The sequence below is a fragment of the Streptomyces sp. A18 genome (genome assembly GCF_059026065.1).
In genome coordinates, this window is record NZ_JBWLKL010000016.1 from 121,628 (window position 1) to 144,077 (window position 22,450).

A 22,450-nucleotide genomic window follows, 5' to 3' on the forward strand; every position below is an offset into this window, starting at 1 on the left:
GCTAGCCGGCCCTCTTCGCCCGCATCTTGCGCTGTACCCGCCTGCCCCGCGCGACCGCCAGGGGAAGGGCACGCAACCCCAACGAGGGGAAGGCGTCGGCCAGGCGGGCCTGGAACCCTCGCCGCCCGGGGACCACGGTGACCGGGCGCGGGCGGTCCAGTACGTGGCGCACCGCGGCGACGACCTCCTGGGGCGTGAGCAGTCTGCCGGAGAAGGACAGAGCCGATGCGGGGTCGTCGAGCTTGTCGTGGAGCATCGGCGTCCAGATGCCGTCGGGACAGATGCAGGAGATGTCGATCTCCTTGATCCCGGCCAGGCGCAGATCGGCGAGGGTGCTCAGGCTGAAGCCGATCGCGGCATGCTTGGACGCGGCGTACACCGCCTCGCCCGGCACCGCGGTCAGTCCCGCGAGGGACACGACGTTGACGATGTGTCCGCCCGTGCCCCGCATCGCCTCGATGGCGGCGACGGTGCCGTTGACGGTCCCGAGCGCGTTGACCTCCAGCATCAGGCGGCGTACCGCGGGCGGCTGCTCCCAGGCAGGGCCGGTCACGAGCACGCCGGCGTTGTTGACCCATACGTCTAGGCGGCCGGCCTCGGCCACGATGCGGTCCCGTGCCGCGGCGACCCGGACTTCGTCCCGCACGTCCACGGCCGCCCACGACACGTCGGGTCCGAGCTCCCCCGCCGCAGCGCGCGCCGCGTCCTCGTCGACGTCGGTCACCAGCACGCTGTGGCCGCGCTCGACCAGAGCCGCGGCGATCCGTTTGCCGAGGCCACGGCCCGCTCCGGTGACCACCGCGCCGGCGGGGGCGCGGTTCATCGCCGACCGCCCTTGATCGTGCCGTAGGCGATGCCGCCGTGGACGTAGGTGGGCAGCACCGGCCAGAACCGCTTCCACGGCGCGAGCTCCGTCGAGGGCAGGATCTGCAGCCAGCGCGGGTCCGCCTTGCACCGGTCGGCGAGTGTCTTCTCCTTGACCATCGAGTCGTACTGGTCCAGGGAGTCCTCCAGCGTGTTGGCGTTGGGACAGATCTCGCGGCCGAAGGCCTCGTGGTAGCGCCGTACGCCGGGGATCCTGGACAGCTCCGGCTGCCAGTTGTCCAGCGAGATGCCGTTCTCCGAGGAGACCCACACACCGTCGGGAGTGTTGAGCACCAGCGAGTGGTTGCCGTCGGTGTGCCCGGGGGTCCACAGCAGCGCGATGCCGGGGCCGAGTTCGACGTCCCCGTCGAAGGGGACGAACTTGTCCGGGTCGACGCCGCCGAGACCGCCGTCGACGTACCACGCCCACTGCATGGGGTGCAGGGACCGCAGAGTCGCCAGCTCGCGGCTGTGCACGAGCATCCGTGCCGCGCCGAACAGCGGTGCACGGGGGGCCGGTTCGCCGTCGATCACCTCGGTGGAGCCCAGGATCATCCGCGGGTCCTGCACGTGCAGGTGGTCGAAGGTGCAGAAGTCGATGTCGTCCGGGGTGAGCCCCAGGCGGCGCAGCACGTCGCCGGGCTCCGCGTAGTACCTCAGTACCGTCCGCTCCAGGAGTTTGCCGCCGGGGACCTTGTCGATCACCTTCCGCAGGTTGCGGTAGAACGGCGCCTCCGCGGAGCCGTCCGGCACCGTCGGCTCGAAGACCAGCGTGCGGGCCCGGCCGTCGAAGTCGTCGTACTGCACGACGATCATCCGGTTGATCATCGAGATCAGGGGGAGCGTCGGCACCGATACGGCGTCGTGGAAGGCGTACTTCACCGGATAGGGCGCCGCGGCGATGTCGACCGACTTCACCGCGTGGACCTGGCCCTGTGCCGTGAAGCGCTCCTTGTACGCGGTCGCCGCCTCGCGGACGGCCCGCAGCCGCTCCCCGCGCGGCCACACGTCGTGGACGCCGGCGAACTCGGGGATCGTTCGCGCGCCGATTCCGGTCAGGTGGTCGGTTCCGGCTTTCGCCATGGGCCACTCCTCGCTCTCGTCGTCGGGCAGCAGAATGCCCTCCTGCGCGGGGCGGGATTTGTTCTGGCGCGACAATCTCAGAACGTGCCGCGCGTCCGGCGCCGGACCTCGCTCGGGCTGGCGCCCTGCCACCGCCGTACGGCGTGACTGAGGCTGGACTGGTCGGCGAACCCCGCCATGGCGGCGACTTGCCCGAGAGGCAGGTCAGTGGTGGTGATGTAGCGCAGCGCGAGATCACGTCGTACGTCGTCCAGGATCTCCTCGAAGCCGGTCGACTCCGCGGCGAGACGGCGTTGCAGTGTGCGGGGGTGCATCGCGAGGAGCCGCGCGACATGGCCGATCGCCGGAGGGGTGGTGCCGACGCTCCTGGCCAGGGCACGCCGGACACGCGTGGAGACCAGGCGCTCCGGATCGGTGTGGTGACTGGCCAGGTAGTGGACGGCGAGGCGGCGGATCGCCGCGTTCGCGCTGCGGAACTCCTCGTCGAGCATCCGCCGTTCCACACGCAGCGCGGCGGTCGGGCACCCGAACTTCACGTCCACGCCGAAGGCGGTGGTGTAGCGGGAGACCGGCGAGAGGGGCTGGTGCGGCAGCTCCACGGAGCGAAGCCCGGCCAGGCTGCCGACCAGCGCCACCGCCCCCTGGTGGAAGAGGCTGATCCCGAGCTCCGTGGCCTGCGGGGAGTAAGGCGAATCGCGCAGATCCTTGCGGTAGGTCAGTGCGACCACTTCGCGGCGCCCCCGCGGATCCGGTTCGACGCCGACGCTCAGTGCGGGGCTGTGCACGAACATGAAACGCGAGGCACACTCCAGTGCCTCGGCCACCGTGAGCGAGGACTGGATGGCCAGCGCGAGCCGGCCGAGAATGCTGAGGTCCTGGTCGCCGGCCAGCCGGAGGCCGAAGTCAGGGCAGCGAAGCTCGCGGGCGACCGCGTCGAGCATCAGGTCGTGGCTGGTGATCGGGACGAGACCGTCCTCGGAGGTGAGCGCCTCCGGAGGGATCGCGAACCGCTCCATGAACTCCCGGGGATCGCCGCCGAGTTCGCGAACGAGCCGAGAGAACCCACGCAAGCTGGCTCCCCGAATCATCGCACCCATCGGGCGATGCTATCCCTGGCGGTGTGCGCGGGGTGCTGTGCGGCGCCGAGGTCAGTGGGCTTCATGGTGTGGCTGCGCGTCGAGTTCGGGCGGGATGGCTCCTCGTACGGTGAGGGCGGCGACGTCGCTTAGCTTCTGCCGGCCGGAGCGGGCGTGGGAGCGCAGTCGGTTGAAGGCTTCGTTCACGCCGATCCCCAGGCGGGCCGCCAGGATGCCCTTGGCCATGTCGTAGGCGATCGCGATCCTGTCGACGCTGACCGCCCCCAGGACCTGGCGTGAGATGTGTTCGTGGGCGCACTCGGCGTCGCCGCCCAACTGCATCTGGTGTAAGCCTTGCTGAGGAACTCCTCGGTGAGTTCCAGATCGTCACTGTCGAGTCGATCGGTTCCATCGTGGTTCCTGTCGTCGGTCAGGCCTGAGTCCCCATGGGAGCTTTCACACGAGCGTCGATGCCAGGCGGCCGGATGCGTCAGGCGCTCAGTGTGAGCGCGGCCGCGATCGCCGGGCCGAAGGCGCCGCCGAGCTGGTAGCAGAGGTTGAACAGGCCGATGGCGGTGGGGCGTTGCGCGCCCGGGGTGGCGGCTGTCGCGTACACCGCGAGCGTGGCCTGGCCCGCGCTGGTGGCGATGACGGCCAGCGTCGCGACCAGCAGGAGCAGCGGCGCCCACGGGGTGAGTGCGGCGGTGAGCGGAGCGAGCGCGCCGACGGTGATCAGGATCGTCAGGACCCGGGGGCGGGTCATCCGGGCCGAGGCCGCGGCCAGCGCCATGGAGAGCGCCGAGCCGGCGAGCAGGGCGACCAGCTGGCCGGTGCCGATCATGGAGGCCGACCAGTCGGTGCGGTCCCGCAACAGCTGCGGCACGGTGAAGAGCAGGGTGAAGTACGAGGTCGCCAGGGTGCAGGCGAGCGCGGCGGAGAGGACGAACGCGCGGGCGCGCAGCAGGGATGCCGGTACGAAGCCGGTGGGGTGGGAGCGGATGTGCAGGGCCAGCAGCGCGCCGGTCGCCAGGGCGGCGCCCACTGCCGGGAGCGGGTAGCGCGGGATGAGCACCAGGGCCGTGGCCGTCAGGACGAGCAGGGCGGCGCCCCGGCCGTCGAGGGGGGTGCTGCGGGACGGCGCGGACAGGTCGGCGCGGCGCATGACCGCCGGCAGGGCGAGGAGGGCGACCGCGCCGATGGCCAGGGACACCCGCCAGGAAGCGGTGTCCGCGATCGCCGAGCCGAGCAGCGGGCCGACCGCCCCCAGCGTCCCGAAGCCCGCGGTGATCACGCCCATGCGGCGGACCGAGCCCGCCAGGCTCATCGCCGCGGTGATCAGGCCCGCGCCGCCCGCGGCCTGGGCGGCCCGGCCCGCCATGGCCAGGGGCAGCCAGGGCGCCACGGCGAGGACGGCGGTGCCGGTCACGGTCAGAGTGGCGCTCAGTTTGAGCGTGGTGCCCAGACCGCGGCGGCGCAGCAGGCCCGCCATCAACGGGGTGCCGACGGCCATGGCCCAGGCGAAGACCGTGACGAGCCAGGTCGCGGAGGCGGTGCCGACGCCGAGCGATTCGGCCATGCCGGGGAGGATCAGGACGGGGCTGTTGGCGCTCGCGGCGACCGGGGTGGCCAGCAACGCGAGCCAGGCGGCGGGGACTTGGCGAGCTGCCGACGGTCGAGCGATGGATGGCGTGCGACCGGGGCGGGTCTGGGTGTGCTGAGACATGCTGGCGGCTCCGGGATGGACGGGTCGGCGGGCGAGGGCGTGGACGCCCGGAGGCGTCCGAGCGGCTCAGGCGGTGGTGACGACCTGCTCGTAGGGGAGTCGCGGTGAGCGCGGGTACCAGGCGTCCGGACCCGGGCGGCCGATGTTCACGACCATCAGCGGGGTGTGGTCGTCGTCGAGGAACTCCTTCTGCACGCCCGGGAAGTCGAACCCGGTCATCGGGCCCGCGGCCAGCCCCGCCGCGCGTATGCCGAGGATGAAGTACGCCGCCTGGAGCGTGGCGTTGAGCAGCGCCGAGTCCTCCCGGACCGCGCGGTCGGCGAAGAAGAGGTCCTTGGCCTGCGGGAAGTGCGGGAGCAGCGCGGGAAGTTCGTCGTGGAACTCGTTGTCGGCGGCGAGGATCGCGACCAGCGGGGCGGTCGCGGTCTTCGGCCGGTTGCCCTCGGCCATGAGGTCCGCGAGCCGCTCGCGGGCGTCGGCGGACCGGACCAGGACCACGCGCAGCGGCGACTGGTTGTACGCGGTGGGCGCGTACTTGACCAGGCCGTAGACCGCCTGGATCTGCTCCTCGGTCACCGGCTCGGCGGTGAAGGTGTTGGCGGTACGGGCCTCGCGGAAGAGGAGGTCCTGGGCGGCGGGGTGAAGGGCCAGCTCGGACATCGGGTGCTCCTGTCGTTCAGTCTCGACAATCTCGATAGTGAGATAAGAGCATCCGACTCTCTCAGAGTCAAGTATCTCGAAACTAAGAGAACCAACACTGATAGAGTCCTCATTGAGAGAGTTCGTATCGAGAGGAGTGATGGCGATGAGTGATGCCGTGGACGCGATCATCGGCCAGTGGGTCAAGGAGCGCCCCGACTCGGAGGGCGACCTCTGGCCTGTTCAGCTCCTCGGGCGCATCCAGCGGCTGGACGTGATGGTCGACAAGACGGTCAAGGCAACCGCGGCCGAACACGGCCTGGATGCCGGGGAGTTCGACGTCCTGACCACCCTGCAGCGCTCCGGACCGCCCTACGCCCTCACCGCCGGGACGTTCCTGAAGGCGTCCATGGTGTCCTCCGGCACGATCACCAACCGCATCGACAAGATGGAGGCCAAGGGTCTGGTGGAACGGGTGCGCGACGGGGAGGACCGGCGCACCGTGAAGATCCGCCTCACCGAGCGCGGGCACGAGGTGACCCGGGCCGCCTTCAGCGACCACTTGGCGAACTACGCGCGGCTGCTCGCCGGTGTGGACCGCGAGTTGGTGCGGAAGGCGGCCGAGGGCCTCCGGCCGGTCCTTGAAGCCCTCGGGGACACCTCCATCAAGTGAGGTTCACCTCGGCGGCGCGCTCTTCCCGGCTCTCCTCCTGATGGGCCGGGACGTCGCCGGAGGCGGTGGCACCGCGGCGCCTGCGCAGCACGGTCAGCGAAATAGCCGTGCTGAGCCCGGTGATGACCACGCACGCGATGCCGATGGTGTTGAGCCCCTGGGTGAAGGCGCTCCTGGCGGCGGTCATCAAGGCCTCGGCCTGCTCGGCGGGCAGCTCTCGGGCGGCGTTGACGGCATCCTCCATGCTCGCCCCGGCAGCCTGGGAGGCGCCTGCCGGGGTACCGGCGGGCGGTGCGATCGAGTCGCGGTAGACGGCGGCTCCGAGGCTGCCGAGCGTGGCGACACCGAGCGCGTTGCCCAGGTCGCCGCTGATGGAGGAGAGGGCCGCCGCGGAACCGCCCCGCTCGGGCGGTACGGACCCGACGACCATGTTGGTGCCCAGTGCGCCGAAGGTGCCGACACCGATGAAGATGACGACGAAACCGGCGAGCAGAAGCGGCAGTCCGCCGACCGGGTCGACGAAGACGAGCATCGCGTAACCCGCCATGCCGATCAGCAGCGAGGCGCCGATCACCGTGCCGAGTTGGAAGCGCTTGGCGAAGACCGGTGCGATCTGCGCGGCGAGGATCGACGCGACGGCCGACGGCACCATCCACAGGCCCGCCTCCATCGGCGACATGCCCTCCACCATCTGCAGGAACCCGGTGATGAACAGGTAGCCGCCGCCCGTTCCGAGCATCGACACCATCAGGATCAGCAGCGCGGCGGTGAACGCGGCCACCCTGAAGAGCTTCAGGTCCAGCAGTGGGTGCTCCAGCGTGCCCTGCCGATTCACGAACACCGCGCCGACGGCCAGGCCGACCAGGACCGCGGCGATCGGCAGCGGCTCGAAGCCGTAGCGGGCGAGCTCCTTGAGGCCGTAGATGATCGACAGGATCGACACCAGCGACAGCAGGACGCTGAACAGGTCGATCCGTCCCGCGTTCGGGTCCTTGTACTCCGGCAGCACGCGCGGCGCGACGATCAGCAGCAGCACCATGACGGGCACGCCGAGCAGGAACACCGAACCCCACCAGAAGGACTCCAGGAGCATGCCGCCGACGACCGGGCCGAGCGCGGTGCCGCCCATGAAGCAGCTGGCCCACACCGCGATGGCACGGCCACGCTGGTAGGGGTCCTGGAACATGTTGCTGATCAGCGCGAGCGTGGACGGCATCAGCGCCGCGGCGGCGACACCGAGCAGCGCGCGAGTGACGATCAGCGCTTCCGCGCTGGTGGAGTACGCGGCCGCGATCGAGGTGAGGCCGACCGCCACCGCACCGACCATCAGCAGCTTGCGGCGGCCGATCCGGTCGCCCAACGTGCCCATCGTGATGAGGAATCCGGCGATCAGGAACCCGTAGATGTCCATGATCCACAGGGTCTGCGTGCCGGTGGGCTGCAGTGCCTCGGCGAGATGGGGCAGGGCCAGGAACAGCACACTCTGGTCCAGGGAAATCAGCAGGGTGGGCAGGGCCAGCACGGCGAGCCCCAGCCATTCCCGTGTCCCGGCCTTCCGGACGGGCGCCTCGGGAGCGTTCGGTGACATGAGTCGTCCTTTCTCTGACTTGTTGTGTGGCGCTGCGTGCGGGCATCCGCCTGCGAGCGGGAGTGCTAGCCCGGGTACGGCCGGTGCGTGCGGGCGTCACGCAACACATGGCCCCACCAGGCGAGTTGGTCGAGCATGATGGTGGCCGCCGCCGTGCAGCCCTCGGGGTCCGTGGGGTGGCCGTCGTCGTCGAACTTGTCCCGGCAGTCGGGGAAGCAGACGGAGTCCCGGACGGTGACCGAGTGCAGCCCGGGGAAGATGGCGCGCAGGTCGGACACCGCGCGCAGGCCGCCCGCGATGCCGCCGTAGGAGACGAACGCGACCGGCTTCGTCTTCCACTCCTGCGCGTACCAGTCGATGGCGTTCTTCAGCGACGCCGGGAAACTGTGGTTGTACTCCGGCGTGACGATCACGAACGCGTCGGCCCGCGTCAGCCAGGGGGCGAGGTCGCGCACGGCCTGCGGCAGACGGCCGTCGAGGCTCTGCGGCAGCACGTCCGGCAGCCACACGGTGGCCAGGTCGATCACGTCGACGTCGAAGTCGTCGCGCTTGGCCGCCTCGGCGGCGATCCACTGGGCGGGCACCGGGCCGAAGCGGTTGGTGCGGGTACTGCCGATGAGCACGGCCACGTTCAGTCTGCGATCCGGCACGGGACTCCCCTCCTGGGCTTGGCTCCTTCGGACTCACGACTCACGGTGCGCCCCGCCGCTCCCGGACCTCTCCCGGTCTTCTCCCGGTGACCTCTCGGCGGGCCGAAACCGCCGGGAGGAGCGAGTCCGTCGGCAGGAGCAGGTGCCCGACGGGCGTCGGTTAGCCTGATCACCATGCGTTTGGGGGTGCTGGGACCGCTGGGGGTGTGGACGGCCGAGGGAACCGAAGTCAGGGTCCCCGAGCTGAAGGTCCGCGCCCTGCTCGCGTATCTGCTGGCCCACCGCGGCGGCCCGGTCTCCACCGACCGGCTGATCGAGGACCTGTGGGGCGACAAGCTCCCCAGCAATCCGCAGGGTGTGCTCCAGACCAAGGTGTGGCAACTGCGACGCGTCCTGGAAGACGCGGAAGCGGGCGGCCGGTCCCTGGTCGTCTCGCGCACACCGGGCTACGAACTGCGGGCAGACCCCGACACGATCGACGCCGGCCGTTTCCAGGACCTGCTCGGTCGCGCACGCAAGGCCGCCGAACCCCGGGTACGGGCAGCCCTGTTGGCGGACGCCCTCGCCCTGTGGCGCGGGCCCGCGTTCGCCGACTTCGCCGACGAGGAGTTCGCCCGCGGCGCCGCCGCCCGCCTGGAGGAACAGCGCCTGACCGCGGTGGAGGAACAGGCCGAAGCGCGCCTGGAACTGGGCGAACACGCCTTGGTCGCGGACGAGTTGGGCGCCCTGGTGGCCCTGCACCCGCTGCGCGAGCGAATGCGCGCCGCGCACGTGCGGGCGCTGTACCTGACCGGCCGGCAGGACGAGGCGCTGCGCGGCTACGCCGAACTGCGCACCCGCCTGGTCGAGGAGCTGGGCGTGGACCCCGGCTCCGAGCTGACGGACCTGTACCAGTCGATCCTCGCCCAGGACCCGGCGCTGGTCGCCCCGCCGCCCCCGGACACCTCCGCGGCCCGACCGCCGGGCAACGTACCGGCCGCCCTGACCGAACTGATCGGCCGGGGCGAGGCGGTCGAGGACCTGCGCGCGCTGCTCGCCGCCCACCGCCTGGTGACGCTCACCGGACCCGGCGGCGTGGGCAAGACCCAGCTAGCCCTCGCCACCGCCAGACGGCTCGACGCGCACTTCCCCGGAGGCATCCACCTCGCCGAGTTCGCCGCGCTCGACCCGGCGTCCACCGCCCCCGCGGCCGGGTGGACCGAGGCGTACGAGGCGCTCGGCGCACTGCTCGGGATCAGGGACGACACGGCACACCCCGGGGACGCGCCGCCGGCCTTCGCCGCACGGGTCGCCCACGCCCTGGGCGACCGATCGACCCTGCTGATCCTCGACAACTGCGAGCACGTCGCAGGACCCGGCGCGGAACTCGCCGGGCAACTCCTGAAGGCTGCCCCCGCCCTGCGCATCCTGGCCACCAGCCAGGTGCCGCTCGGCATCACCGGCGAACGCCTCCACGAGGTGCCACCGCTGCGGCGTCCGGAGTCCGCGACCGGCCTGAGCGCCGCGGACGTACGGCAGTTCAGTGCGGTCGAGCTGTTCGTGGCCCGCGCCACGGCCGCCGCTCCACGCTTCGAACTCGACGCGCACACCCTCGACGCGGTCGTGTCGATCTGCGTCCGCCTGGACGGCATTCCGCTGGCCCTGGAGATGGCCGCGACCCGCGTACGGGCGCTCGGTGTACACGAGTTGGCGGCCCGCCTCGACGACCGTTTCCACCTCCTGGCCGTGGGCTCGCGCGGCGCCCCGGCCCGCCAGCGCACCTTGCGCGCGATGATCGACTGGAGTTGGGAGCTGCTCGGTGAACGGGAGCAGGCGGTACTGCGGCGGCTGGCCGTGCACGCCGACGGTTGCACCCTGGCCGCGGCGGAGGAACTCTGCGCCGGCGAAGGCCTGGAGCGCGTGGACGTACTCGACCTGCTGGCCCGGCTCGTGGACGGCTCACTGCTCGTCATGACCGACGGGTCGGGCGGCACCGAGGGCCCCCGCTACCGGATGCTGGAGTCGGTCGCCGCCTACGCCGCCGAACGGCTCGCGGAATCCGGCGAGTCGGCCGCCCTGCAGCGCAGCCACCGCGGCTATTACACGACCCTGGCCGAGCAGGCCGAGCCGCACCTGCGGGGACACGGACAGCGCCAGTGGCTGCGCCGCCTCGACGCGGAGAACGCGAACCTGCGTACCGCGCTGGAGAGCGCCCTGGCCGCAGGGGACGGCGAGTGCGCCCTGCGCCTGGTCAACGCCATGGCTTGGTACTGGTACCTCAGGGGTCGCAACGGCGAGGCCCAACGCTCCCTCAACCAGGCCCTGTCCGCCGCCGACGCCCCGGCCGTCCTGGTCGCGAAGGCAACGGCCTGGCTCGGCGGCTTCCGGCTGCTCCTTGGCGGCAGCGCCGACCCGGTCAGCGAATACCGGAGCGCGCTGCGGCCGTACGAGGACATCGACGACCCGCTGGGCCGAGCGCACGCGCAGTGGTTCGTGGCATCCAACCTGTACGGCATCAGCGACCCGGAACCGAGTCTGCGGTTGATCGACTCCGCGCTCGCCACGTTCCGGTCGTTCGATGACCGGTGGGGCACGGCCGCGGCGCTCGCGGGCCAGTCCTTCCACGCCGAACTGCGCGGCGATTTCAGCGCGTTGCGGCGCCACGGCGAGCGCAGCCTGGAGCTGTTCCGGGAGTTGGGCGACCAGTGGGGCCAACTGAGGGCGATGGAGCCGCTGCAGGTCCACGCGGAGGTGACGGGCGACTACGAACAGGCAGGGCGGCTGCGCCGCCAGGGGCTGCGCATGGCCGAGGACCTGGAGCTGTGGCCGCAGGTGTCCTACCAGCTCTCGGGCCTCGGCCGAATCGCCCTGCTCAGCCGGGACCATCCGCGCGCCCGTGAGTTCCACGAGCGGGCCAGGCGGCTCGCGGTCGCCCAGTCGGACGCGTTCGGCGAGCAGTACGCCGAGATCGGGCTCGGCATGGGCGCACGCCGTGCCGGCGACCTGGACGCCGCCGAGACCCACATGCAACGCGTTCTGGAGATCCACCGGCAGATGGGGTACGAGCCGGAGGTGCCCTCGCTGATCCTGGCGGAGCTCGGCTTCATCGCCGAACTCCGGGACGAGCCGGACACCGCCCTGAAACTCCAGCTCGACGGCCTGACAGCGGCCCGCGGCACCGGGCTGCTGCCCCTCGCCCTGGGCCTCGAAGGCCTGGCGGGGGCACGGGCATTGGCCGGTGCGGCCGAGCACGCGGCGCTGCTCCTGGGCGCCGCGGCCGCGGCCCGCCGCTCGGTCGGCGCGCCCTTGCCGGAGGGCGAGCGGGACGACGTCGCCCGCATTGAGGCGCGCATCCGTGCCGTCCTGGACGTCGCAGGGTTCGACGGCGCGTACGAGCGGGGCGCGGCGATGAGCGTGGACGACATCCTGCGGGATGCGTCCCTCAGCGTCCCGCCCCTGCCCGCGGCGGCTGAGTGAGGGTCCCGCCTCAGCCCGGCAGAGCCTCCTCGAGCAGCGCCAGCTCTTCCGCGCTCAGCTCGACGTCCGTGGCCCGAGCCGAGTCGGTGATGGAGGCCGGGCGGCTGGCTCCGGGCACCGGGATCATGGCCGGGGAGCGGGCGAGCAGCCAGGCCAGGGCGACTTGCTGCGGGCTGACGCCGCGGTCGTCCGCGATGCGGTGGAAGGCGGTGCTCGCGGCGGTGGGGCCGGACGGGCCGTCCAGGGAGCTGCGCCGGATGCCGCCCAGCGGGCTCCAGGGCACAAAGGCCAGGCCCAGTCGGGTGCTCAGGCGCAGCTCGGGCTCGCTGTCGCGGACGGCGGGGGAGTACTGGTTCTGTACGGAGCCGAGTCCGTCGCCCAGGATCTGATGCGCCTGGCGGATCTGGGCGGTGGTGACGTTGGAGATGCCGGCGGCGCGGATCGTGCCGGCGTCGAGCAGCTCGCGCAGCGCGCCGACGGACTCCGCCCAGGGGACGGCCGGGTCCGGCTTGTGCAGCTGGTACAGGCCGATCGCGTCGACGCCCAGGCGCTTGGCGGAGGCCTCGGCGGCGCGCTCGAGGTGTTCCGGGGTGGCGTCAACGGTCCAACTGCCGTCGCCGGGGCGGCCGCGCCCGCCCTTCGTGGCCAGCAGGACGCCGGAGGTGTCGCCGCCGTAGCGGGCCAGGGCGCGGGCGATCAACTGCTCGTTGTGGCCCACCTCGTCGGCGTGCCAGTGGTAGCTGTCGGCGGTGTCGATGAGCGTGACGCCCGCGTCGAGGGCGGCGTGGACGGTGGCCATGGCCCGCGCCTCGTCGGGGCGGTGCTCGATGGACAGCGGCATGGCGCCCAGACCGATGGCGCTGACGGCGGTGCCTGCGATGGTGCGGTACTGCATGGTGGATCAGCTCCTTCAGGCGGTGGGGGACGGCTCGATGGCGAGGGCTTCGGCGACGGCACCGGGCAGCCAGTCGGTCGTACGGGAGAAGGAGAAACCCAGCTGCTTCGCGCGGGCGTTGCTCATGGCGTAGTGACGGTCGAAGGAGAACGGCGAAGCCTCATCGCCGGCCGGAACGGTCCGGTGGACGGGCGCCCGACCTGCCTGCGCGGCGACGATCGCGGTGAAGTCACGGACGTCGAGCGGGCCGTCGGAGCAGGCGTTGACCGGGCCGGTGAAGTCGGCGGTGGCCGCCCACTGCAGCAGGTCAGCCAGCTCCTCGTAGTGGATGAAGACCGTGGGCAGCGCCTGCGCGTGCACGGTGATCGCCTCGCCGCGGGCGATGCGCTCGGCGTAGTGCGCGAGCCGCCCGGTGAACTCCTGGGCGCCGCCGCCCAGTACGTGGGTGCTGCGTACGGAGGTGAACGCGAATCCGGCGGCGCGGGTGAAGACGGCTTCCGCCTGGCGCTTGCCCTCGGCGTAGTGCGCCTCCAAGTACGCGTCGTCGTGCCAGGGGAGGTCCATGGCCACCTGCCAGGTGGCTGGGTCGACGGTCTCCTCCGGAACCGGCGTGCCGACCGGCACAGCGGGCAGCGCGGCGGTCATGGGGTCGTAGACCTCGATGGTGGAGGTCATCACGTAGCGCCGGGTGCGGCCGGTGAAGGCGCGGGCGGCGATGGCGGCCTGCACCGGGGTGTAGCAGACCTGGTCCACCACGACGTCGAAGGTGCGGGAGGCGAGCGCGCCCGTCAGGGCGGCCTCGTCGTCGCGGTCGACGACGAGGTGCTCGACGCCCGAAGGCGGCGGTGTGGAACCACGGTTGATCACAGTGACCTGGTGGCCCGCCGCCAACAGACGCTGCACCAGGAGCTTTCCGAAGTAGCGGCTTCCGCCGATGACGCAGATCCTTTGCATGCCTCCATCCTGGAGACCTATCGTCAGCAGTAGAAGCCATGACTTACTGGATGCGTATTAAGGAAAACTGTTGATCGATGTGCAGCGGCTCCGCGTCCTGCGGGCGGTGGCGGAGCACGGCAGCTTCAACCAGGCGGCCACGGCTCTCCTCCTCACCCCCTCGGCCGTCTCCCAGCACGTGGCCTCCCTGGAGCGCAGCCTCGGCGCGCAGGTCGTCGCCCGCAGCACGCGCGGCGTGACCCTCACCCAGGCGGGCCGGATCATGGTCGGCGCCGCCGAATCCGTCGCCGCGGAGCTCGAACACGCACAACAGCAGATCGCTCGACTCAGTACCGGCCGTACTCAACTGACCGTCGCCACCTTCACCAGCGGCGGCAGGATCCTGCTGCCCGCCGCTGTCACCCGGCTCATGGCCGCCCATCCCCGCACCGTGCTCCACATCAGGGAAGGCGAACCGGAGGACACCCTGCCGCTCGTCCGCCAGGGGGCGGTGGACCTCGCCCTCGCCTACCACTTCGACGGCCCGCTGCCCGTAGGTCCCGGCTCCAGCGCCGGCCTGGAATGGACGCAACTCCTGGAAGACCCCTTGCACGTCGTGCTGCCACAGGGGCACCGGCTCGCCGACCGCGGCGCGCTGGACCTCGCCGAGCTGGCGGCCGAACCCTGGGTACTCGGCTGCCTGAAGACCGAGGCGTACCTGCGCCGCTACGCCGAGCGCGCCGGCTTCGATCCCGAAGTGCGCGGGACCACCACCGACTACTTCTTCGCCCGCTCGCTCGTCGCCGCGGGCGTGGGAATCTCCCTGATCCCCTCGATCGCGCTCACCCCGCTGATCCCCGGCCTGTGCACCGTCCCGATGAAGTCACCGGGTCCTGTCCGACACATCGGCGTGGCCGCGATCAACCGGAGCGACCGGCCCCATGTCACGGCGCTGATCGACGCCCTTCGTGAGGAGGCGACGCGGCAGTTTCAGGGGAGTTGAGGCCGCCACGGTCGTGCCCTTCAGCCTGCCGACCGGGGGCGCTGTGCGGCGCGATGGCGGCGGTAGTAGGACATCGTGACGGCCGCGGTCAACGGGCCCCAGAGGAACAGCGGTTGGTAGAGGATGCCGACGACGAGGTTGCCCGTGTCCGTCATGTCATCGTGCGGGAACGTCCACCACCAGGGAACATTGGCCCACAGCACGGTCAGTGCCACCGCACCGACGGCTGCTGGGACGACGGCGGCCATGGGGCGGACCGCGCGCCCTCCGATCAGCGGGATCCAGCGCGGCACGACCTCGCCCCACGGCCGTACCAGGCCGATCGTCAGGAGGGCGGCCGCCTCGCAGAGCACGCTGAGCGTCAGCATCCATACCTTGGCCCCGAACGTCTCGAAGGGACCGAAGCCCGCCTCGGTGTAGCCGGCGGGGGATCCGAAGACCATGGCGATGCGCCACAGTCCGCTCGGCAGGACCACCAGTGCGGTCAAGTGCGCGGCCCAGACCGCCCAACGGGGCGGTGCCGATACGGATGTTGTCGCGGGGGTCAGGTGAAGGCTCATGCGGATGATTCTCAGACGCACGGCGACGCGATCCGTCAGCCTGAGCGGCGGACTTGCATGCTGCCGGGGTGAGAAGTGAGCGGCATGATCAGCCGGGCGGCGGAGAGCGTCGTCATCCTCCGAGCGGAGGTGCCGCCCGGCACGGCCGCAGGCGACCGAAGTGGCCAGATGCCTCACTCAGTTGCGTCAGTTGCGTCAAATACTGGGTCAGGCGCATCAGGCGCATCAGAGCTCTGCCACACGACCCGGCCCCGGATCTGCACGGTGCCGGTCAGGTCATCGGGCAGCCTGGCGACGATCTCGCCCGTGGCGCGCTCACCGGCGGCCATCGCCTCCCACCGGCTCTTGATCACCTCGCCCTGGACCTCGGACGGACCGGTCGCCCGCTCGATGGGCAGCGGGGGCGACAAGTGATGCGTCATCACGACCCCGTTGACCGCCTGGGGCTGGTTGTTGACGACGCTCCACCGCCACGTGACGGTGGAGCCGTCCTCAGGGATCTCCGGCGACTCGTACTCGAACTCGACCTCGGCCATCTCGGCCCCTTCGTCAGGTGTGGGCGGGCTCGGGCACGTCGCCCTGTTGCAGGTCCCGGAGTTGAGCAGCAGGTTCCTACGGGGTGGCGGCGGATCCGTAGCGGTACTCGGAGACGAGGCCGCCTTGGGTGTCGCGCAGCTTGGCGGCGTCGCCGCGGTCGTTCCAGATGGGGCGTCCGCTGCCGTAGGTGTGGCCGCCCCATTCGGCGTGGATCTGGTTGGTGTAGATGCGGATGCGTTGGCCGGGCAGGAGCACGGTGCCGGGCGGGAAGGTGTAGTTCTGCCCGGCGTCGTCGGCGCCAAGGACCCAGCCGGAGACATCGGCGGGCGCGGTGCCCCGGTTGACGACCTCTACGTATTCGTCGGCCTGGGTGCGCTTGACCTCGCCCTTGAAGCGCACCGTGGTGATGTGGACGTCCGGCTGCCCGGTGCGGGCGAGCACGGCGACCAGGTCGGCGCTGTTGGCGGCGTTCTCCGGGCTGATGAACCGGGTGACGATCTGGCCGCCCTGTTTGAACCCCGTGATGACGACGGCGTACTCGGTGTTGTCGATGGTCACGGTCTCCGGTGACACCCGGGTGGGCAGGTCGACGATGTCCTCGGGGTTCGGGCCGACGTTGGGTGTCTCGTTGTGCTGGAAGCGGAAGCTGAAGTCGTGCGGGACCTGGTCCTCGAACAGGACGCGCACGGCGAGGTCGACATCGAACTGGTTCTGCGGCATGCCCTGGATCGGGAAGTTCTGGTGGGTGATGGTGCCCAGCGTGAACTCCGTTCCGTCCAGGAGGACGTCGACGGTCCCGCCGGCGAACAGGTAGCCGCTCTTGCCGCTGCCTGCGGGGATGCCCCATTTGACGTTGTCGGTGGTGAGGCCCTCGAGGTTGGGCGGGTTGATGCTGATGGCGGTCCATGTGCCTGACGTATCGACCTTGGACATCTGCTGATCTCCTCTCACCTGACGAGCGTGGGTGCCCGTCCCGGAGGGGGCGGGTTGGGTGCGAGGTGAACGTAACGCCGGGGCGACAGCCGCGGAAGATAAATGCCCTAGTGTCAGGGTGAGTTGGGATAAATGGCTGATTACTGTGAGGTCCCGCACGGGCGCTGCCCCTTCGCGTCGCGGCACGTCGCTCCAGGGACCTGCTGCCCCTGCCGCGGATCGATCGGCCCACGTGGCTGACCGGCGTTGCCGTCCGCCGCCGCGACAAAGCCGCAGGTCATGCGTTTGCGCAGGTCAGCGATGGTGGCGTAACTCCGGCGAAACACGAGGCGGAGTACGTTCGGGCAGGAACAGGAGGCATCGACTGATGGTTGAACGACGACTCATGTCGACGCGTGACCCCGGCGCACCGTCGGGGCCACGAGCTGAGCGGGCCCGCCAGGTTGCCGACATGCTGCGCCAGCAGATCACCCAGGGCGTGTTCTCCGACGGCGTACTGCCCGACGAGCGCCTGCTGACAGGTTCGTTCGGCGCGACCCGCAACGCGGTGCGCGAGGCGCTCGGCATGCTGCGTGAGGAGGGGTTGATCGTGCGCAGGCGCGGTGTCGGAACCCTCGTGGCGACCCCGAAGTACGGCCACGGCCTGGACCGTCTGACGGGCCTGGCGGAGACACTCACCGCACATGGAACGGTCACCAATGAGGTGCGCGTGGCCCGTGTGGTGGCCCATGCCCCGGACGCGGTCACCGAGCGGCTGCGGCTCCCCGCAGGTGCCGAGGCCGTGCATCTGGAACGGCTCCGCTGTCTGGACGGACGGCCCCTCTCCGCCGACTCGACCTGGCTCGCCCCGGACATCGGCCGCCCGTTGCTCGCCTGCGACCTGGCCCATCGTGATGTGTTCGACCTGATCGAGGAGACCTCCGGGATCCGTCTCGGCGCCGCCGATGTCACGGTGCACGCGGTGACCGCCGACCAGGACACCGCGCGGCTCCTGGAGGTCGACGATGGGGCCGCCCTCTTCGCCATCGACCGGCTCACCTGCCTGGCGGACGGCCGCCCCGTCGACGCGGAGTGGCTGAGAGTGCGCGCCGACCGCCTGGCCCTGCACGCCCAACTGCGGCGCGCCCCGATCCGGCCGGACCGCGCATGAACACGGTGCTCACGGATCTCGGCCCGCTCACCCTGGCGGCCCTGGCCCTGTTCGGACTCGTGGGAGGGATCGGCATCGCGGCGCTGGGTCCCGGTGGCGTACTGCCCACCATCGGGATGTTCCTCCTGACCGGCCTCTCCCCGGCCGGGGTGGCGGGGACGGCCATCGCCACCCACGTGGCGACCGGCGCGCTGGGGACCGCCGCCTACACGCGCTCGGGCCAGCTGCGCGAGAAGGCCACGCGTCGTACGGCGGTGTTGCTGGCCGCGGCTGCGCTCGTGGGAACCCCGCTCGGCGTCATGCTCAACACCCGTGTCTCCGGGCGGGTGTTCGGCCTGCTGCTCGCCGCGGCCGTGGCCCTGACGGGGATCCTGGTGTGGGTGCGCCGGCGCCGGGCGGAGCGAGCCGACGACGCCGCCGGGCTTCCCGCGGCGCTGACGGCCGCGGTCGGTGTGGCGGTGTCGGCCACCGCGGGTCTGTTCGGCCTGGGCGGCCCGATGCTGAGTGTGCCGCTGTTGGTGGCGTGCGGCCTGCCGGTCCTGTCGTCGCTGGCGGCCGCGCAGGCGCAGTCCGTGGTCATCGCGTCGATCGGAACGGTCGGGTACGCGGTGCACGGCGCGATCGACTGGCCGCTCGCGGCGCTCGTCGGAGTGCCGGAACTGGCGGGCGTCCTCATCGGCTGGCGCATCGCCCACGCGGTACCGGCACACCGCTTGACCTACGTCCTGGTCGGTACGTTGCTGGCCCTTGCGCCCTATCTCGCCCTGCATGCCTGAGGGCCTGGCACGGATGCCTCGCCCTCTGATTCGACGTACCTCTATGTTGACGAATGTCGATCCAGGGAGCACGCTTGATTCCACAGACTTCGAAGTGAGGAAGGAGTTCCGTCATGAGTGAGCAGTCCGACCTCCGCGAGAGCGTCCGGGCCGGTTACGCCGCAGCGGCCATCAAGGTCATCGACGGTGGCACGGCCTGTTGTGGCCCCGAGGCGGTCGAGATCGACGAAAACTTCGGCTCCGGACTGTACGGGGCGGAGGAGCGGGATGCTCTGCCCGGCGAGGCCGTGGCGGCATCCCTCGGCTGTGGAAATCCGCTCGCTGTCGCAGAACTGCGTGAAGGGGAGCGGGTGTTGGACCTCGGCTCGGGCGGCGGCATCGATGTCCTGCTCTCGGCCCGGCGGGTAGGGGAGACGGGCAAGGTCTACGGACTCGACATGACCGAGGAGATGCTCGCTCTCGCACTGGCCAACGCGAAGAAGGCCGGGGCCGCCAACGTCGAGTTCCTGAAGGGTGCGATCGAGTCAGTGCCGCTGCCCGCCGGAACGATCGACGTCGTGATCTCCAACTGCGTGATCAATCTGTCCGTGGACAAGCCGGCCGTCTTCGCCGAGATGTTCCGCGTGCTGGCGCCCGGTGGCCGGATCGGTATCTCGGACGTAGTGGCCGAGGATCGCCTCTCCCCCGAGGACCGGGCCGAACGCGGCGGATACGTGGGCTGCATCGCCGGAGCGCTCTCGTTCGCCGAGTACCGGCAGGGACTGGAGACCGCCGGATTCACCGCCGTCGAGGTCACCCCGACTCACGAGGTCGGCGATGGCATGCACTCGGCGATCGTCCGCGCGGCGAAGCCCGAGGGGGCCAAGCGGGTGCTGGTGCCGTCAACTGGGGCGACGGACCGGGGTACTTGCTGCGGCTGACGGACGACGAGCCTGCAGTGGTCGGGCTCCAAGTGGCCGTCCGGGTGGCGTTCAGAGGGGAGCGAGGATCATGAGAACCTCGTCGCGATCGTCGCCCGGGGCAAGTCGGAGGGCATCCGGCCACCGACCGACCTCCCTCCAGCCGAGCCGCCCGTAGAAGTCCTCCAGTCCGACGTCGCTACGGGCGGCGAGGTGCAGCTGCTCCAGCCCCATCTCGTTGCGGGCGACCTCGCGTACTCCACTCATGAGGGCAAGTCCGATGCCGCGCCCGCGTACGTCGGGGCGGGTCTGGACGTGGTGGAGCGTGCCCCAGTGTGCGACCAGCTCGAACCGGTCGCGACGGACGTTGAGCCAGCCCGCCAACTCCCCACCCACGGTCGCCGTGAGGAGTCGACTGGTTTCCGGGGAGAGCAGGTCGATGATGCGATCCAGGGCCGGGGCCACGGTGTCGGCATCGACAGGCGGGAAGGGGAAACCGGCCGCGCCACCCGTGTTGGTGACCTCGACCCAGCACTCGACAAGGGCGCGCCGGAGGCGGGGAGTTACGGCGCTGGAACACGTGAACTGCTGCAGGGTGGGGGCGTCGGAGCTCATCCCGGGATCATGGCAGCCACCTCTGACACTCCAGTGGCCCTGCCGTCCGACCTGCGGATGTAGGGATGGGAGCTCGCCACCTGAAACGGATCTGCCGGGGAGGGACCGCCGCCCGCGCGCGAGAACGGACCCGCCGGGGAGGGGGGCGCCCACGCGGGAGACGGAATCGACCGCACCTGCAACCTTCCGGTTGCAGTCGAGCGCCGGATCTGCAACCATTGAGTTGCAGATGATTCCCGGATGATTCCCGAGGGAGAGCCCCATGACTGACACCGCCCACACCGCCGCTGAACTGGCCGAGCTCGATCGCATCGCTCGGCACATCGACATCGACGCCTCCGCCGAGCGGGTCTGGGAGCTGGTCGTTCGGCCCGGTTGGTACGTCAACGACGGTGCGGTCGAGGCCGCGCCCGACCTGCGGTACGAGGGCGACGTGGCCGTGCTGCGCCATGCCTCGCTGGGCGAGTTCCGGTTCCGTACGGTGCAGCTCGACAAGCCCCGCTACGCCGCATTCCGCTGGATCGGAACCCCGTCCCGCGACGAGACCACACCCTCGACACTGGTCGAGTTCTGGATCGACGAGCGCGACGGCGGCGGGGTCACCCTGCGCGTAGTGGAGAGCGGATTCTCCGGCCTCGCCGACGACCCGGCCGCGTGGCTCAAGGAGCGCGAAGGCAACGACAAGGGGTGGCTCACCGAGCTCGAAGCCGCGAAGGCGTTCACCGAGAAGAGCGAGCCGGCCCCGGCGGCACACCCGTGACCGCCACCCTCCCCTCCGTGTGCGCCGCGCTCGGAGATGCGACACGCTGGGAGATCCTCACCCGGCTCGGTCAGGGCGCCATGTCGGCGTCCGCGCTGGCCAGGGTCCTGCCGGTGAGTCGGCAGGCGATCGGCAAGCACTTGGAGGTGCTGCGCGAGGTCGGGCTTGTGGAGTCCGAGCAGCGCGGGCGCGAGGTCGTCCACCTCGCCGTCGGTGCCCGGATCGGCGCACTGGCCCGGGAACTCGACCGGATCAGCCGCTCCTGGGAGACCCGCCTGCTGGGGATCAAGGAACTGGCGGAGCGTCCGGCGAGCGACCCCGCCGATGAAGCGACGATGGGACAGGACCGTGACTGACCAAGAGAAGAGGACCGTCGACCCCGCGCCGGCGTTTCCGCCAGTGGTCGACCGAGCCGTCTTCCAGGCCGAACTGGACGGACTGCGGGTCCGGGAGAAGGCGCACACCCGCGAAGGCGACGCGATCGCCGCGACCCGACGCCGCCTGCCCATGGTCGAGGTGGCAGCCGACCTCGAGCTGACCGGGCCCGACGGTCCGGTCACTCTGCTCGACGCGTTCGAAGGGCGTCGGCAGCTCATCGCGTACTACTTCATGTGGCACCCCGGCCACACCGCGGTCGAGCAGTGTGAAGGCTGCACCTGGGTCACCAGCCAGGTCCAGGAGCTGTCGTACCTTCACTCGCGCGACATCACGTACGCGGTCTTCTGCCAGGGCCCCTACGAGGAGAGCAGGCGCTACCGCGACTTCATGGACTGGCCCGTGCCGTGGTACTCCGCACTCCCGTCCCTGGACGAACTCCTCGTGGGGCGCCACGTCGGGATGATGCACCTCGTGTGTTACCTGCGGGACGGCGACCGGGTCTTCGAGACCTACTGGACGACCCTGCGCGGCGTAGAGGAGATGGACTACAGCCTCGCGCTCATGGACCTCACCGTGTACGGACGACAGGAGTTGTGGGAGGACTCGCCCACCGGCTGGCCCCGCGTGCAGAAATCACCGGACGACGATCAGATGCGGACCAACGGACGCCCCATTCCCCAGTGGTCGCGCCTCGAAGCCGGGCGCTCCGACGACCTCGGAGGTACGCCGTGACATCACCTGTTGGGTAGGGTCCCCGGCGGGAGGTGCGGGGGATGAGTTTCCGGTTGGCGGCGTACGCCGTGTGCATCGAGGACCGGCGGGTACTGCTCACCCGCCACGTATCACCGGAGGGCGCGAGCAACTGGACGCTCCCGGGCGGCAGGGTCGAGCAGGGCGAGGATCCCTTCGACGCGGTGATCCGGGAGGTCGCCGAGGAGACCGGATGCGCCGCCGTGGTGGATCGCCTGCTGGGAGTCGACTCACGGGTGATCCCTGCGGCCGCCGCACGTGCGGGAGTCGAGCACCAGAATGTCGGCATCTTCTACCGGGTCCGTATCACTGGCGGCCGGCTCCGGCCCGAGCCGAACGGCGACATCGCCGAGTCAGCCTGGACTCCGGTCTCCGATGTCACCGGCCTGCGCCGGTCATCGCTCGTCGACATCGGCCTCGCCCTGGCGGAGGTCCTCCCGGCAACCGGCCACGTCGATCCTGTCCCGGTCGGCGGCCTCATCCAGCACTGAAGGCATGGCCGCGCCAGA

At 70.8% G+C, this 22,450-nt stretch carries 24 protein-coding genes; 10 read left to right on the top strand and 14 right to left on the bottom strand.

Features of this window, described 5'->3' with window-relative positions:
* Position 1: 1 nt before the first annotated feature.
* The 6 genes from AC5P1C_RS24555 to AC5P1C_RS24580 form a co-directional block, all read right to left on the bottom strand.
* Positions 2 to 823 carry an SDR family oxidoreductase gene (locus tag AC5P1C_RS24555; protein ID WP_493868078.1) on the bottom strand — a complete coding sequence of 274 codons (822 nt, stop codon included), beginning with the start codon at positions 821 to 823 and terminating at the stop codon, positions 2 to 4.
* Positions 820 to 2,022, bottom strand: a complete 1,203-nt coding sequence (locus AC5P1C_RS24560; protein WP_493868079.1) for an MBL fold metallo-hydrolase — start codon at positions 2,020 to 2,022, stop codon at positions 820 to 822. Before AC5P1C_RS24560 ends, AC5P1C_RS24555 begins: the two co-directional genes overlap by 4 nt.
* A gap of 2 nt (positions 2,023 to 2,024) precedes the next feature.
* Positions 2,025 to 3,017, bottom strand: coding sequence for an AraC family transcriptional regulator (locus AC5P1C_RS24565; RefSeq protein WP_493868080.1), 993 nt, complete (start codon positions 3,015 to 3,017; stop codon positions 2,025 to 2,027).
* 78 nt (positions 3,018 to 3,095) lie between these two features.
* Positions 3,096 to 3,365 carry an ANTAR domain-containing protein gene (locus AC5P1C_RS24570; RefSeq protein ID WP_493868081.1) on the bottom strand — a complete coding sequence of 90 codons (270 nt, stop codon included), beginning with the start codon at positions 3,363 to 3,365 and terminating at the stop codon, positions 3,096 to 3,098.
* 148 nt (positions 3,366 to 3,513) lie between these two features.
* Entirely contained in the window at positions 3,514 to 4,746 is a 1,233-nt protein-coding gene (locus AC5P1C_RS24575) for an MFS transporter (RefSeq protein ID WP_493868082.1), read from the bottom strand.
* Between the two features lie 66 nt (positions 4,747 to 4,812).
* A complete protein-coding gene (locus AC5P1C_RS24580; RefSeq protein ID WP_493868083.1) occupies positions 4,813 to 5,406 on the bottom strand; it encodes a malonic semialdehyde reductase in 594 nt (197 codons plus the stop codon).
* A 145-nt stretch (positions 5,407 to 5,551) separates the two neighbouring features.
* Between AC5P1C_RS24580 and AC5P1C_RS24585 the strand changes: the two genes are divergently transcribed.
* Positions 5,552 to 6,058, top strand: a complete 507-nt coding sequence (locus AC5P1C_RS24585) for a MarR family winged helix-turn-helix transcriptional regulator (RefSeq protein WP_493868084.1) — start codon at positions 5,552 to 5,554, stop codon at positions 6,056 to 6,058.
* On the opposite strand, the gene AC5P1C_RS24590 is transcribed toward AC5P1C_RS24585, so the two are convergent.
* Positions 6,051 to 7,646, bottom strand: a complete 1,596-nt coding sequence (locus AC5P1C_RS24590; RefSeq protein ID WP_493868085.1) for an MFS transporter — start codon at positions 7,644 to 7,646, stop codon at positions 6,051 to 6,053. The genes AC5P1C_RS24585 and AC5P1C_RS24590 overlap by 8 nt on opposite strands.
* Positions 7,647 to 7,711: 65 nt before the next feature.
* Positions 7,712 to 8,296 (bottom strand): NADPH-dependent FMN reductase, encoded by a 585-nt coding sequence (locus tag AC5P1C_RS24595; RefSeq protein WP_493868086.1) that lies wholly within the window; start codon positions 8,294 to 8,296, stop codon positions 7,712 to 7,714.
* A 174-nt stretch (positions 8,297 to 8,470) separates the two neighbouring features.
* On the opposite strand from AC5P1C_RS24595, the gene AC5P1C_RS24600 reads away from it, so the two are divergent.
* On the top strand, positions 8,471 to 11,752 hold the full coding sequence (locus AC5P1C_RS24600; protein ID WP_493868087.1) for an AfsR/SARP family transcriptional regulator: 3,282 nt from the start codon (positions 8,471 to 8,473) through the stop codon (positions 11,750 to 11,752).
* A 10-nt stretch (positions 11,753 to 11,762) separates the two neighbouring features.
* Here the strand turns inward: AC5P1C_RS24600 and AC5P1C_RS24605 are convergent, their stop codons facing one another.
* Together AC5P1C_RS24605 and AC5P1C_RS24610 are read right to left on the bottom strand one after the other, a co-directional pair.
* The gene (locus tag AC5P1C_RS24605; protein ID WP_493868088.1) at positions 11,763 to 12,647 is read right to left on the bottom strand and encodes an aldo/keto reductase; all 885 of its coding nucleotides are present in this window, start codon (positions 12,645 to 12,647) and stop codon (positions 11,763 to 11,765) included.
* A 15-nt stretch (positions 12,648 to 12,662) separates the two neighbouring features.
* Positions 12,663 to 13,601 (bottom strand): NAD-dependent epimerase/dehydratase family protein, encoded by a 939-nt coding sequence (locus AC5P1C_RS24610; RefSeq protein ID WP_493868089.1) that lies wholly within the window; start codon positions 13,599 to 13,601, stop codon positions 12,663 to 12,665.
* A 70-nt stretch (positions 13,602 to 13,671) separates the two neighbouring features.
* On the opposite strand from AC5P1C_RS24610, the gene AC5P1C_RS24615 reads away from it, so the two are divergent.
* Positions 13,672 to 14,583, top strand: coding sequence for a LysR family transcriptional regulator (locus tag AC5P1C_RS24615; RefSeq protein WP_493868090.1), 912 nt, complete (start codon positions 13,672 to 13,674; stop codon positions 14,581 to 14,583).
* Between the two features lie 20 nt (positions 14,584 to 14,603).
* Here the strand turns inward: AC5P1C_RS24615 and AC5P1C_RS24620 are convergent, their stop codons facing one another.
* The 3 genes from AC5P1C_RS24620 to AC5P1C_RS24630 all read right to left on the bottom strand — a co-directional run bounded on the left by AC5P1C_RS24620 (position 14,604) and on the right by AC5P1C_RS24630 (position 16,613).
* Entirely contained in the window at positions 14,604 to 15,143 is a 540-nt protein-coding gene (locus tag AC5P1C_RS24620; protein ID WP_493868091.1) for a hypothetical protein, read from the bottom strand.
* A gap of 173 nt (positions 15,144 to 15,316) precedes the next feature.
* Entirely contained in the window at positions 15,317 to 15,679 is a 363-nt protein-coding gene (locus AC5P1C_RS24625) for a hypothetical protein (RefSeq protein ID WP_493868092.1), read from the bottom strand.
* Positions 15,680 to 15,755: 76 nt separating this feature from the next.
* Positions 15,756 to 16,613 carry a lamin tail domain-containing protein gene (locus AC5P1C_RS24630; protein WP_493868093.1) on the bottom strand — a complete coding sequence of 286 codons (858 nt, stop codon included), beginning with the start codon at positions 16,611 to 16,613 and terminating at the stop codon, positions 15,756 to 15,758.
* A gap of 367 nt (positions 16,614 to 16,980) precedes the next feature.
* On the opposite strand from AC5P1C_RS24630, the gene AC5P1C_RS24635 reads away from it, so the two are divergent.
* The 3 genes from AC5P1C_RS24635 to arsM all read left to right on the top strand — a co-directional run bounded on the left by AC5P1C_RS24635 (position 16,981) and on the right by arsM (position 19,459).
* Positions 16,981 to 17,763 carry a GntR family transcriptional regulator gene (locus AC5P1C_RS24635; protein WP_493868094.1) on the top strand — a complete coding sequence of 261 codons (783 nt, stop codon included), beginning with the start codon at positions 16,981 to 16,983 and terminating at the stop codon, positions 17,761 to 17,763.
* Complete coding sequence (locus tag AC5P1C_RS24640) at positions 17,760 to 18,539, top strand: sulfite exporter TauE/SafE family protein (RefSeq protein WP_493868095.1); 780 nt, start codon at positions 17,760 to 17,762, stop codon at positions 18,537 to 18,539. Before AC5P1C_RS24635 ends, AC5P1C_RS24640 begins: the two co-directional genes overlap by 4 nt.
* Positions 18,540 to 18,652: 113 nt before the next feature.
* Positions 18,653 to 19,459 (top strand): arsenite methyltransferase, encoded by an 807-nt coding sequence (gene arsM, locus AC5P1C_RS24645; RefSeq protein ID WP_493868096.1) that lies wholly within the window; start codon positions 18,653 to 18,655, stop codon positions 19,457 to 19,459.
* A 51-nt stretch (positions 19,460 to 19,510) separates the two neighbouring features.
* Here the strand turns inward: arsM and AC5P1C_RS24650 are convergent, their stop codons facing one another.
* Positions 19,511 to 20,053 carry a GNAT family N-acetyltransferase gene (locus tag AC5P1C_RS24650; RefSeq protein ID WP_493868097.1) on the bottom strand — a complete coding sequence of 181 codons (543 nt, stop codon included), beginning with the start codon at positions 20,051 to 20,053 and terminating at the stop codon, positions 19,511 to 19,513.
* A gap of 262 nt (positions 20,054 to 20,315) precedes the next feature.
* Between AC5P1C_RS24650 and AC5P1C_RS24655 the strand changes: the two genes are divergently transcribed.
* Genes AC5P1C_RS24655 through AC5P1C_RS24670 form a run of 4 tightly spaced genes read left to right on the top strand, consistent with a single transcriptional unit; the run spans position 20,316 to position 22,432 of the window.
* On the top strand, positions 20,316 to 20,813 hold the full coding sequence (locus AC5P1C_RS24655; RefSeq protein ID WP_493868098.1) for an SRPBCC family protein: 498 nt from the start codon (positions 20,316 to 20,318) through the stop codon (positions 20,811 to 20,813).
* Positions 20,810 to 21,169, top strand: coding sequence for an ArsR/SmtB family transcription factor (locus AC5P1C_RS24660; protein ID WP_493868099.1), 360 nt, complete (start codon positions 20,810 to 20,812; stop codon positions 21,167 to 21,169). Before AC5P1C_RS24655 ends, AC5P1C_RS24660 begins: the two co-directional genes overlap by 4 nt.
* Positions 21,162 to 21,923 (top strand): DUF899 family protein, encoded by a 762-nt coding sequence (locus tag AC5P1C_RS24665; RefSeq protein ID WP_493868100.1) that lies wholly within the window; start codon positions 21,162 to 21,164, stop codon positions 21,921 to 21,923. Before AC5P1C_RS24660 ends, AC5P1C_RS24665 begins: the two co-directional genes overlap by 8 nt.
* Positions 21,924 to 21,964: 41 nt before the next feature.
* A complete protein-coding gene (locus AC5P1C_RS24670; RefSeq protein ID WP_493868101.1) occupies positions 21,965 to 22,432 on the top strand; it encodes an NUDIX hydrolase in 468 nt (155 codons plus the stop codon).
* Positions 22,433 to 22,450: the final 18 nt, after the last annotated feature.

Bases quoted from the DNA above. Each gene is read 5' to 3' on its own strand.
- arsM (WP_493868096.1), top strand. From the start codon at position 18,653: ATGAGTGAGCAGTCCGACCTCCGCGAGAGCGTCCGGGCCGGTTACGCC.
- AC5P1C_RS24580 (WP_493868083.1), bottom strand. From the start codon at position 5,406: ATGTCCGAGCTGGCCCTTCACCCCGCCGCCCAGGACCTCCTCTTCCGC.
- AC5P1C_RS24620 (WP_493868091.1), bottom strand. From the start codon at position 15,143: ATGAGCCTTCACCTGACCCCCGCGACAACATCCGTATCGGCACCGCCC.
- AC5P1C_RS24635 (WP_493868094.1), top strand. From the start codon at position 16,981: ATGGTTGAACGACGACTCATGTCGACGCGTGACCCCGGCGCACCGTCG.
- AC5P1C_RS24630 (WP_493868093.1), bottom strand. From the start codon at position 16,613: ATGTCCAAGGTCGATACGTCAGGCACATGGACCGCCATCAGCATCAAC.
- AC5P1C_RS24555 (WP_493868078.1), bottom strand. From the start codon at position 823: ATGAACCGCGCCCCCGCCGGCGCGGTGGTCACCGGAGCGGGCCGTGGC.
- AC5P1C_RS24585 (WP_493868084.1), top strand. From the start codon at position 5,552: ATGAGTGATGCCGTGGACGCGATCATCGGCCAGTGGGTCAAGGAGCGC.
- AC5P1C_RS24600 (WP_493868087.1), top strand. From the start codon at position 8,471: ATGCGTTTGGGGGTGCTGGGACCGCTGGGGGTGTGGACGGCCGAGGGA.
- AC5P1C_RS24640 (WP_493868095.1), top strand. From the start codon at position 17,760: ATGAACACGGTGCTCACGGATCTCGGCCCGCTCACCCTGGCGGCCCTG.
- AC5P1C_RS24625 (WP_493868092.1), bottom strand. From the start codon at position 15,679: ATGGCCGAGGTCGAGTTCGAGTACGAGTCGCCGGAGATCCCTGAGGAC.
- AC5P1C_RS24650 (WP_493868097.1), bottom strand. From the start codon at position 20,053: ATGAGCTCCGACGCCCCCACCCTGCAGCAGTTCACGTGTTCCAGCGCC.
- AC5P1C_RS24610 (WP_493868089.1), bottom strand. From the start codon at position 13,601: ATGCAAAGGATCTGCGTCATCGGCGGAAGCCGCTACTTCGGAAAGCTC.
- AC5P1C_RS24570 (WP_493868081.1), bottom strand. From the start codon at position 3,365: ATGCAGTTGGGCGGCGACGCCGAGTGCGCCCACGAACACATCTCACGC.
- AC5P1C_RS24575 (WP_493868082.1), bottom strand. From the start codon at position 4,746: ATGTCTCAGCACACCCAGACCCGCCCCGGTCGCACGCCATCCATCGCT.
- AC5P1C_RS24655 (WP_493868098.1), top strand. From the start codon at position 20,316: ATGACTGACACCGCCCACACCGCCGCTGAACTGGCCGAGCTCGATCGC.
- AC5P1C_RS24605 (WP_493868088.1), bottom strand. From the start codon at position 12,647: ATGCAGTACCGCACCATCGCAGGCACCGCCGTCAGCGCCATCGGTCTG.
- AC5P1C_RS24670 (WP_493868101.1), top strand. From the start codon at position 21,965: ATGAGTTTCCGGTTGGCGGCGTACGCCGTGTGCATCGAGGACCGGCGG.
- AC5P1C_RS24590 (WP_493868085.1), bottom strand. From the start codon at position 7,646: ATGTCACCGAACGCTCCCGAGGCGCCCGTCCGGAAGGCCGGGACACGG.